This is a genomic window from Streptomyces sp. NPDC001933, assembly GCF_042890955.1.
Classification (GTDB): Bacteria; Actinomycetota; Actinomycetes; order Streptomycetales; family Streptomycetaceae; genus Streptomyces.
Genome location: NZ_JBIASS010000069.1, coordinates 1 through 9,092, shown reverse-complemented (window position 1 = coordinate 9,092; position 9,092 = coordinate 1). Strand labels below are relative to the sequence as shown.

The following is a 9,092-nucleotide window of genomic DNA, read 5'->3' as shown; positions in this document are numbered from 1 at the left end:
ACGTCCCAGAACCCAAGCAGGGAAAGAACCGCATGCACCTTGACCTCGACTTTGGCACCGCAGACCTGGTGTCCGAGGTCAGTCGCCTCGAACGGCTCGGCGCTGCGAGGCTCTCTGAAGAACTCAGCGAACACGGCTTTCGCTGGATCGTCGTTGCCGACCCGGAAGGCAACGAGTTCTGCGTATTCAATCCCCCGAACAACATCAACGTTGCGGAGTAATTACCAGGTCGGGCTGGGGTTCCACCATGGCCTGGGAAGACGCCGCAGGCGGCTTCCCAGGCCGAAGCCTATTCATCCGTCGATTACCGACTCTTGGAGAGTCGTCTGGCCACTCAGCGCCGGTGTCCCGCCTTTCCAGACACTCACTTACACCGAGCGCCGCGCCTTCCTCCTGGAGCTCCTCGCCGATGTCGGGCCGCCGGTCCAAGTCACCCCGGCGACCGACGACCGGGACGTCGCCGTGCTCTGGTACGACGCCCTGCGCGAGTAGGGCATCGAAGGAATCGTCTGCAAACGCGGCAGCGCCGGCTACCCGTCAGGCCAGCGCCGGTGGTTGAAAGTCCGGCACGCGGACACGGTCGACGCCCTGGTGCTGGGGGTTCACCGGCCCCCGGCTCAGACCGCACCATCTGGTCCTTGCGGTGGGGGACGAGGGCGGGCCGGCCAGGGCGTCCGCACGCCTGGAGCCTGTCCTCGCGGCCCGTGTCGGAGAGGCCTTGAGCGGCGCGGCGGTGGTGGGGGAGCGGCGGGCGGAGGGCGAGCCGTACACACGGGTGGAGACGGGCATGGTCGTGGAGGTGCTGGCCGGGTCCGGCCGGCACGGCACCCTCACCGTGACCCGGATGCGGTGAGGGTGCCCGTGCCTGACTGCCGGCCAGGGGACGACCTCGTATGCACTGTCACGAGCCCGACTACGGCCCCCGGTACGACTTCCCACCCGCGCGAGTGACGCCCGCCGGGCAGCAACGATTCTTCGTTGGCCTGGGCCGGAGCATGATCGGCATGACTCGTCATCTGCGCCGAACCGCGCTCGGTGAAGGCCACCTACCAGCTCACCGCCAGCCCCACCGAGGCCGCAGCCCTGTCCGAGATGCTCGACACCTGCACCGTCTGATCCCGCCGGCCGGCAGACCAGGCAGCGCCGGCTGGGAGCCCGGCCCGGTGAGCCGCTCGGCGTACGGCAGCCCGGTCAAGCGGTCGCCGTCCAGATACACGGCGTCGAACAGAACCAGAGCGCCGGCACCCACTGGGCCATCCGGACCGCCTTCGCCGCCGAGGTCAGTCCCATGCGGGACTGCACCCCGCTCATTGCGTGCCGGTCTCTTCGCCCGATGCGGGCTGCCGGCCGTTGAGAACCTCGGCGCTGACCGCCTGGTGCCAGCGGTTCAATGTGCGTGTCTGCTCGGCGGCCCGCTGGATGAGCTGGTCGAGGTCGTCCCGGTCCAGGCGCGGGTCGTTGTCGGCGATGGCGCGCAGTGCCTGCCACAGCGCGGTCTTGCCTTCGACCCCGATGCGCATGCTTTCCAGTTCGATCAGATCGCTCAGCGGGGAGCGGTGCCTCAGATTCCCGTTGGGCTTGAGACGTGCGATCCGTTCACCCGCGAGGCCGAGCCAGGTGCGGTAGTGGCGTACCGGCACGGCGAGGCTCTTCATGATCTGCACGAGGTCGTCGCGGTCCTGCTCCACGTCACGGGCCAGCTGGCGGAGCTCCGCCGCGCGGCGGCTGTCCGGGTGAGTGTCGGCCATGCGGCGTGCGAGCGCGGCGCCGCCGAACGCGCCGGTCACGTGGTCGTTCAGGTAGATACTCAGGGGATCCGACAGAAGTGTGGTTGTCATCGCGTGTCCTTCGCAGGGTTGGTCGGCCGAGGGTGCCGCATACCGGGACGGGCACAGGACTGGGCCTGAACCGGCGGTCGGCTCCGGTCGGCGTACCGGCCGGAGCAGTGGCCGAGGGCGTTGGCGAGCTTCTTGTTCATCTTCGAGCGGCCGCGGATGTTGCGCTGCTTGGCCTCGCTGTACAGCTGCTCCTTCGTCGGGCCCTGGGAGCCGCTGTGGGAGCGCCGCCCGCCGCGCTTGGACGACGAGGTGTCTGCTGTGGGAGACGCTGGACAAGAGCCGGGGCTGAGGGCTCCGGTCAGCCGGTGGGAGTACTGCGTGTCCACTGCGGACCAGCCGGTGCTGTGGCACGGGCACACGGCACCGCAGGTCCTGCATGAGCCGGCACGGGCCCGGAGCGTGGCACTGATGGCGGCCTGCCTCTACCAGGCATCAGCCGCGGGCCTGGACGGGCAGCGGTTGCCGAGGTGCAGCTCGGGCAGGCCACGGACGTCCTAAAGCGGTACCCGATCTCCGCGCTGGAAGCGTGCAGGACGTCCCCTGCCGTGGAGGGAGGCGATGTCGTCGACGGGCTCCTGGCCGAGTACGGCACGGACGGTTTCGCGATATCCACAGAGGCCGTGGCATCCGTACCTCCAGGTCCCCTGGCGGGCATGTGCAAGGCCGGGAAGTGGACCGGCGCGCCCGGCAAGGGAGGTGTCCCCCGATCGGGACCGGGGGCAGGACACGACCGGGCCACCGCCCGTAGTCCGATCCTCGTGCGCAACGTTGGTGATCGCAACGACGTGGGCCGGGGAGGTGAGTACGGCGTGGTTCCCGCGCGCGTGGCGCCGGTTCTGCGACCCGGGATGTGTTGTCTGTGTGCTTGCACCCTTCCCCGAGGGGCGACGATTCCTCAGGAGAGGGGCTGTGTAGCGATGGAATCCGGTGGCGATGTGATCGCGGAGCTCGCGGCCGATCACCGTGAGCTGGAGGATCTGTTCTCGCGGATCGAGTTGCAGCCGGTCGATCACCCCCGGCGGCGGGAGCTCGCGGACCGGCTGACCGCGGAACTGGTCCGGCACACCGTCGCCGAGGAACTGCACCTCTACCCCGCCGTGCGCAAGCACGTACCGCACGGCGCGGCCATGGCGGACAAGGAACTCGCCGGTCACGCCAGAGCCGAGCGCATGCTCAAGGACCTCGAAGACCTGAGCGTCGACGACCCGCGGTTCAACGACACAATCGCGAAGCTGAAGCTCGAGGTCGCCTCCCACATGCGCGAGGAAGAACACGAACTGTTCCCGAAACTCGCAGCCACCCTCCCGCCCGAGACGCTCGCCGAACTCGGCCGACAGGTGCGCCGGGCCAGAGAAAACGCCCCCACCCGCCTCCACCCCTTCCTCCCGAACACCCCGCCCGCCAACAGACTCCTCGCTCCAGGTGCCGGTCTGGTCGACCGAGTACGCGACCTGCTCCGCACAACCCCCAGCAGCTGACCTCCCACCCCTGGCCGCCCTGAGCATGGCCTGACGCCCATCACGCACCCGCAGGAGCACAGAATGCCGGCCCACGAAAGAACCGTGCCGGTGGCCGGTGTGCCGTGCTGGGTGAGCCTGATGGCTCGGGACCTGCGCGCGGCGCAGTCCTTCTATTCCGATGTCATGGGCTGGACGTTCAGGCCCAGCACGCTCGGCAGCGACTTCTCGGTGGCTCTGGCACAGGGTGAACCGGTCGCCGGGATCGGATGCTGCCCGGGCGGTGGCCGTCCGGCTGTCTGGACGCCGTACTTCGCCGTCAGGGACGCGGATGAGACGGCGGCCCGGATCAGTGAGCGCGGCGCCACCCTCGCCGTCGGCCCGCTGGTCCTGGCGGAGGGCCGTGCCGGGATCGCCGCGGACCGGGACGGCGCCGTGTTCGGATTCTGGGAAGGCCCCGCCCTGACCTGGTCAGTGGGGCGGGGCAGGGCCCCGGTGCGGCTGGACCTTAAGACCCGTGACGCGTTCGACGCCGCGATCTTCTACGCGGAGGTCTTCGACTGGGCCCGGCCGCCCGGCGGCTGCACGGTCGACTACGCCCAGGACCACATCATCGTCCAGGCCGCCGGACGCACCGTCGCCACCCTGCGCGGCGGGGGCGACGAGGCCGGCCCGGACCCACGAGTCCGGCCGCGGTGGAACGTCGACTTCCGAGTGAGGGACGGCGAGCGGGCCGCGGCGGCCGTCGTCACGGCCGGAGGTGAATCGTCACCGCTTCCCTCACCCGCCGGTGTCCCGGACGGCGCGTTCCTCATCCGCGACTCCGATGGCGCCCTCTTCACCCTGTCCGGCGCCTGACGACGGCCACCCCAGCCAGGCACTCACGCCGACCGAGTCGGCTCCCAACCCGGGGCTTCGCCCGCAGCCACCCCCGACCGCCCAGGAAACGAGCGAACGTCGCCACCATTGCCCCGAAGCGATGGGAGGGTGAGCCGGTGCGCGTCCTGGACCTCAGTACCTGATCAGCGGTCTCTGGCAACCGTCGGCCACGCGTCGATAGCTGCCACCGTAGTTCTACCGGCGGTAGAATCGGCGGTATGAGCAAACCGACGAGCATCAAGACCAGCGAGGAAGTGCGCAACCGGCTGCGGGTCCTCGCCGACGAGCGCGGAACCACCATCACCGAGCTGCTGGCAGAGCTCGCCGGCCGCGAGCTCACGGAAGCCGAGCGCGAGCAGCGTGCTGGCGAGGCTGCCCGTGAGCTCGGCATCGAGTACACCGAGCAGGTCCAGCAGGCCGGGCAGGATGCCTGGGCGAGGATCCGCGCCCATCAGGGCGGCGCCGCCGCATGAACCTGACGGTCGTCCTGGACCACACTGCTCTGGCTGCTCTGTACCGGGCGGATCCCTTCTTCACCGGCCTGTACATCGAAGCCTCGCGCGGTACCGGCCGCGTCATTGTCCCGTCGCTGTCGGTCCTTGCCGCGGAGCGGCAGGTCCCGGGTGCGGGCAAGCACGCGGCGTCCCTGCGGTTCGCGGAGAGCGTTCCGTTCACCGCAGCCCATGCGGTGGATGCGATGGACTGGAGAGCCGTGGACTGGCCGGTGGCTCATGCTGCTGCGATCGCCTGGCACGCGGTGAAGGCGGGGGAGCCGGTCACGGTCCTGTCGCTGGAGCCCGAGCTGTACGCGGGTACCGGCATCACTCCGCTGAACCCCACCTGACCCCGTCCCTCCTCGGGCGAGGCGCCGCGCCCCGGTTCAGTCCAGACGGTCGTAGGCGCCCGGCTCCCAGTCGGCGAACAGCGTCAGTGCCTCCGCCGTCTTGGTACGTTCTGGCGCTTCGCCGGGGTCGCATGCCACGCCGATATGGATGGGCGCGTCATCGGGCAGGTCCGTGAGCGCATCGCGAAGCTGCGCGGCATTCCATCGGGGAGGGGTGGCCTCGCAGAAGCCCGCCAGGCCATGACTGACTCCCGCTCTCGGCCCGTGCTCGTCGGCTGGCCAGGGGTGCGCTATCGGCGGAGCATTAGAGGTACATGGGTGTGCAGCGTTCGTGGGATCAGCTTCTGGAACCGCCATCAGGCCGCGGTCTGGTGGCGATCCCGTTCGTGCTGATTGTGACGATCACCGTGCTGGATATCTACACCGGGCGCGATGTCCAGCTCGGCCCACTGCTGGTCATCGCACCCGCTCTGACCGCCTCCCTCGCCGGGACACGGCTCACCGCTCTCGCCGGGGTACTGGCAGTGGCGGCCCAAGTGTTCATCGCCGCCTCCCTCGGCGCACTGACCACGCCCAACCGCATGGCGCAGATCATCGCGCTGACCGCGCTCTCCGCCTTGGTGGTCTTCACGCGGTTCGTGCGGGAGCGACGCGACCGGGCGCTGAGCCGGGCACGCTCCGTGGCGGAGACGGCTCAACGGGCTCTGCTTCGGCCTCCGCCACGCCGGATCGGGTCGTTGCAGGTGGCGTGGCTGTATATGTCCGCGCAGGACGAGGCCGAGATCGGCGGTGATCTGTTTGCGTTCGCCCGCGCCGCGCATCCCGCGACCCGGGTGGTCATCGGCGATGTCCGGGGCAACGGGCTGGCCGCCATCGGTGAGGCCTCGCTGGTCCTGGGAGCATTCCGTGAGGGCGCTCACCGGTATGCGACCCTCCCCGAACTGGTCACTGCCCTCGAAGACAGCGTCTCCCGGAACCTGGAGGACGTGGCGGACACCGAGCACGACCCCGGCGAGCACTTCATCACCTGCCTCGTCCTGGAGATCCCCGACGACGCCCCGCCGGCCGCCGAGATGATCAACTGCGGGCATCCCCCGCCTCTGCTGGTGCACAACCAGCAAGTCACGGTCCTGCATGCCCGACAGCCACTGCCTCCGCTGGGCGTGAGCGAACGACCGATCGACGACGACCACATCGACCCATTCACCCTCACATGCGGTGACATGCTCGTCCTCTACACCGACGGAGTCATCGAAGCCCGCTCGCCGTCCGGAACGTTCTACCCACTCGCCGAACGAATCGCCTCCCTCCCCACCAGCAGCCCCGACACTCTGCTGCACCACATACACCGCGATCTGCTCACCCACATCGGAGGCCACCCCGCCGACGACGCAGCCCTCCTGGTCATCGAACGCACCCCGTCCCACCGGCCGCACCTCACACCCCATCCCATCGGCCACCACCGCCACCAGCTCAGTGGATCGCCCCCGCACCCAGGCCGCTGAACCCAAGAACCGGGCGACCTCCGGTGCGGACCCCACCAAAGGCGTGGTCGGCGGCTCGTCCGTCCGCTTCACCGGCCGCTCCTCCTCCTCGGCCGCCCGGAGCCCGAGGGTGTTCTCCAGGATCCACTGCTGCGCAGCCAGCAGCTGCTCCTACCCGAACCGCTGCGCGTTCACCCAGCGTCCAAGGTCCTCGCCCTGCACGACGACATCGCCGTCGACCGTGGGGAGGGTGCCGCCGGCCTGGACGTGGTTCTGGACGAGCTGGTAGCAGCGCTGCCACCCGGTGTCCCAGACAGGGCGCCACCCCGGATCGACCGCGTCCAGCTCATCCTGCCGCGCTTCGGTCATCGCGAGGGAGGGACGGCCGGCCGCGCGGCGCCAGGGCAACGGGAGGATGCCACCCACTTCAGCTGTTCGAACTGCAGGGCGAGTCCACACCGCCACGTGCGGGTTCCTCAGCGGGCCTGCGTCGGCCGGAACGGCCAGCCGAGGAGTGAAGCCGCCCGCCTTCGCTCTCTTGGCGGGCCTCGCTCTGCCAGAGGCGTCACCGTGAGCCGCCTGCGGCTCCCACGGGTGGGTGATCATCTTCGCTCTAACGGGCGCTGTCTGGAGCTATCCGCTACCGGCGGTTGAACCGGGGCATCCAGGATGCGTGGGCACCGGCTGCTGGTCTCGTGACGGTGCTCTCGCTTCCCCATCAACGATTGGGATTGTGCTCATGGCTTCGCTCCTCTCTCCTCGCTGTCTCGGCTCCGTCACTGGCGCGGCGCTGCTGCTCGCCCTCGGCGCGGGTGTGCCGTCCTCCGTGGCGGCTCCCGCGTCCCGGGCTGCCCATGAGGTGTGCCTGGACGTGGGCAACACCCGCAACAACGGTGACCAGGTACGCCTCTGGAAGTGTGCCGGCCACAAGAACCAGCGGTTCGTGATCACCAATGGACAGATCAAGGTCGAAGACACGATCGGCACCGGCAAGGAGATGTGCCTGGACGCCGGCAACACCCGCAACAACGGCGACAGGACCATCATCTGGAGGTGTGGCGGCACCAACACAAACCAGAAGTGGGTCGTCCGCAACGCGCAGATCGTGCTCGCCGACACGGTGGGCAAGAGCCGGGAGATGTGCCTGGACGCCGGCAACACCCGCAACAACGGTGACCAGGTGCGCATCTGGCAGTGCGTCAACCACACCAACCAGAAGTGGGTCATCCAGCAGGGCTACATCAAGGTCGCGGACACGATCTGACCGGATCCTCAGCCGCCTCGGTCCTGGCATCCCTTCCCAGGGCCGAGGCCCGGTGGGCAGTCCGGCGCTCCTTGGCTCCGCCAGATTCCATCCCGGAGCGGGAGGCGACCCGGCGTCGTGGAGGCACACCGCCGTGCCGGGCGTGCTCTCTTTCCAGCGCTGTACGGACCACCGTTGCGCACGGGCCGTTGAAGAGGTCGGCGAGTCGGGCATTGCCCTGCGGCCTCACCGCAATGCGGAGTTCGGCCGACTCGATCGCGGGCTCACGCAGGAGCACCGCAAGCTCCAGGAGCGGCTCGAAGGCGCCCGCTCCAACCTCCGATTCGCAGAAAAACGCATCGCCGACCTCGAAGCCCAACTTCTCGAACAGGGCAATGCTCCGGTGTCCCTCCCCTCGTAGCGTGGAGTCCGTGATTGCAGGGGAAGTTGAGGTTCATGGGAACCGACAAACGGACATACGACGCCGAGTTCCGTGAGGGTGCTGTACGCATCGTGATCGAGACGGGGAAGCCGATCCCGCAGGTCGCTGAGGAGCTCGGTGTCCATCCGGGCGGAATGGCAGCTGGAGCGCGAGATCCTGCGCCGGGCAGCCGCCTATTTCGCTCGGGAGGTGAAGTGAGCCCCCGCCGCTGGGACTTCATCTCCGACAACCGCGCCGACTTCGGCGTCAAGCGGATCTGTCAGGTCCTCGGAGTTTCCCGCTCCGGCTACTACCGGCAACTGGCCACCGAAGAGACCCGCGCCGAACGCCAGGCCGAGGAGAAGCGGACGGTGACCGAGATCCGCGCCATTCACACCGAACACCGTGGTGCGTACGGCGCCCCGCGTGTCCATGCCGAGATGCGGGCGCGAGGGCGGAATATATCAACCGCAAGCGCGTCACGCGGCTGATGCGGGTCAACCACATCGTCGGTCGGCACCTGTGGCGCAAGAAACGAACGACCATCGCCGACCAGACGGCTCCGCCCGCGCCGGACCTGGTGATGCGGGACTTCGCCGCAGACACCTTGAACGCCAGGTGGTGCGGGGACATCACTTACATATCCGTCGGATCCTCGTGGCTCTACCTGGCCACGGTGATCGATATCTGCTCGAGGCGGGTCGTGGGCTGGTCGATCGCCGACCACATGCGCACCCAGCTCGTCACCGACGCGATCGAGATGGCCGTGGTCGCCCGCGACGGCCAGGTCCACGGCGTGGTGTTCCATGCGGACATGGGCGCGCAATACGCTCGGCCGCCTTCGCCGAGGTCTGCCGCCGGCACGGCATCCGCCGCAGCATGGGCCGCGTCGGCTCAAGCTACGACAACGCCCTGGCCGAGTCATT

The 9,092-nt window shown here is 69.0% G+C and carries 13 protein-coding genes and 2 pseudogenes; 11 read left to right on the top strand and 4 right to left on the bottom strand.

What is annotated here, in order from left to right; translation table 11 throughout:
• On the top strand, positions 1-221 hold a 221-nt coding region (locus tag ACFYY7_RS44380), incomplete at its 5' end, for a VOC family protein (RefSeq protein ID WP_388671848.1).
• A gap of 497 nt (positions 222-718) precedes the next feature.
• Positions 719-853: a hypothetical protein gene (locus ACFYY7_RS44375; protein ID WP_388671845.1), complete on the top strand. Its 135-nt coding sequence runs from the start codon at positions 719-721 to the stop codon at positions 851-853.
• Between the two features lie 454 nt (positions 854-1,307).
• Here the strand turns inward: ACFYY7_RS44375 and ACFYY7_RS44370 are convergent, their stop codons facing one another.
• The gene (locus ACFYY7_RS44370; RefSeq protein ID WP_388671842.1) at positions 1,308-1,838 is read right to left on the bottom strand and encodes a hypothetical protein; all 531 of its coding nucleotides are present in this window, start codon (positions 1,836-1,838) and stop codon (positions 1,308-1,310) included.
• Positions 1,835-2,164 carry a hypothetical protein gene (locus ACFYY7_RS44365; protein ID WP_388671839.1) on the bottom strand — a complete coding sequence of 110 codons (330 nt, stop codon included), beginning with the start codon at positions 2,162-2,164 and terminating at the stop codon, positions 1,835-1,837. The genes ACFYY7_RS44370 and ACFYY7_RS44365 overlap by 4 nt, the downstream gene beginning before the upstream one ends.
• Positions 2,165-2,755: 591 nt before the next feature.
• Between ACFYY7_RS44365 and ACFYY7_RS44360 the strand changes: the two genes are divergently transcribed.
• The 4 genes from ACFYY7_RS44360 (at position 2,756) to ACFYY7_RS44345 (ending at position 5,018) form a co-directional block, all read left to right on the top strand.
• Positions 2,756-3,316, top strand: coding sequence for a hemerythrin domain-containing protein (locus ACFYY7_RS44360; protein ID WP_388671836.1), 561 nt, complete (start codon positions 2,756-2,758; stop codon positions 3,314-3,316).
• A gap of 63 nt (positions 3,317-3,379) precedes the next feature.
• Entirely contained in the window at positions 3,380-4,153 is a 774-nt protein-coding gene (locus tag ACFYY7_RS44355) for a VOC family protein (RefSeq protein WP_388671833.1), read from the top strand.
• 239 nt (positions 4,154-4,392) lie between these two features.
• Positions 4,393-4,647 carry a hypothetical protein gene (locus tag ACFYY7_RS44350; RefSeq protein ID WP_388671830.1) on the top strand — a complete coding sequence of 85 codons (255 nt, stop codon included), beginning with the start codon at positions 4,393-4,395 and terminating at the stop codon, positions 4,645-4,647.
• The gene (locus tag ACFYY7_RS44345) at positions 4,644-5,018 is read left to right on the top strand and encodes a PIN domain-containing protein (RefSeq protein ID WP_388671827.1); all 375 of its coding nucleotides are present in this window, start codon (positions 4,644-4,646) and stop codon (positions 5,016-5,018) included. Before ACFYY7_RS44350 ends, ACFYY7_RS44345 begins: the two co-directional genes overlap by 4 nt.
• Before the next feature lie 36 nt (positions 5,019-5,054).
• Here the strand turns inward: ACFYY7_RS44345 and ACFYY7_RS44340 are convergent, their stop codons facing one another.
• Complete coding sequence (locus tag ACFYY7_RS44340; RefSeq protein ID WP_388671824.1) at positions 5,055-5,375, bottom strand: DUF6225 family protein; 321 nt, start codon at positions 5,373-5,375, stop codon at positions 5,055-5,057.
• A gap of 29 nt (positions 5,376-5,404) precedes the next feature.
• Between ACFYY7_RS44340 and ACFYY7_RS44335 the strand changes: the two genes are divergently transcribed.
• Positions 5,405-6,523, top strand: coding sequence for a PP2C family protein-serine/threonine phosphatase (locus ACFYY7_RS44335; protein ID WP_388671821.1), 1,119 nt, complete (start codon positions 5,405-5,407; stop codon positions 6,521-6,523).
• A 150-nt stretch (positions 6,524-6,673) separates the two neighbouring features.
• On the opposite strand, the gene ACFYY7_RS44330 is transcribed toward ACFYY7_RS44335, so the two are convergent.
• Positions 6,674-6,871 (bottom strand): hypothetical protein, encoded by a 198-nt coding sequence (locus ACFYY7_RS44330; RefSeq protein WP_388671818.1) that lies wholly within the window; start codon positions 6,869-6,871, stop codon positions 6,674-6,676.
• A 370-nt stretch (positions 6,872-7,241) separates the two neighbouring features.
• Here ACFYY7_RS44330 and ACFYY7_RS44325 point away from each other — a divergent pair, with 370 nt between their 5' ends.
• From ACFYY7_RS44325 to ACFYY7_RS44310, 4 genes and pseudogenes are all read left to right on the top strand, one after another.
• Entirely contained in the window at positions 7,242-7,766 is a 525-nt protein-coding gene (locus tag ACFYY7_RS44325) for a ricin-type beta-trefoil lectin domain protein (protein ID WP_388671815.1), read from the top strand.
• A 133-nt stretch (positions 7,767-7,899) separates the two neighbouring features.
• Positions 7,900-8,166, top strand: coding sequence for a hypothetical protein (locus ACFYY7_RS44320; protein ID WP_388671812.1), 267 nt, complete (start codon positions 7,900-7,902; stop codon positions 8,164-8,166).
• A 35-nt stretch (positions 8,167-8,201) separates the two neighbouring features.
• Positions 8,202-8,306: pseudogene (locus ACFYY7_RS44315) on the top strand (transposase); the annotation flags it as partial.
• 12 nt (positions 8,307-8,318) lie between these two features.
• Positions 8,319-9,092 (top strand): annotated as a pseudogene (locus ACFYY7_RS44310) (IS3 family transposase); the annotation flags it as partial.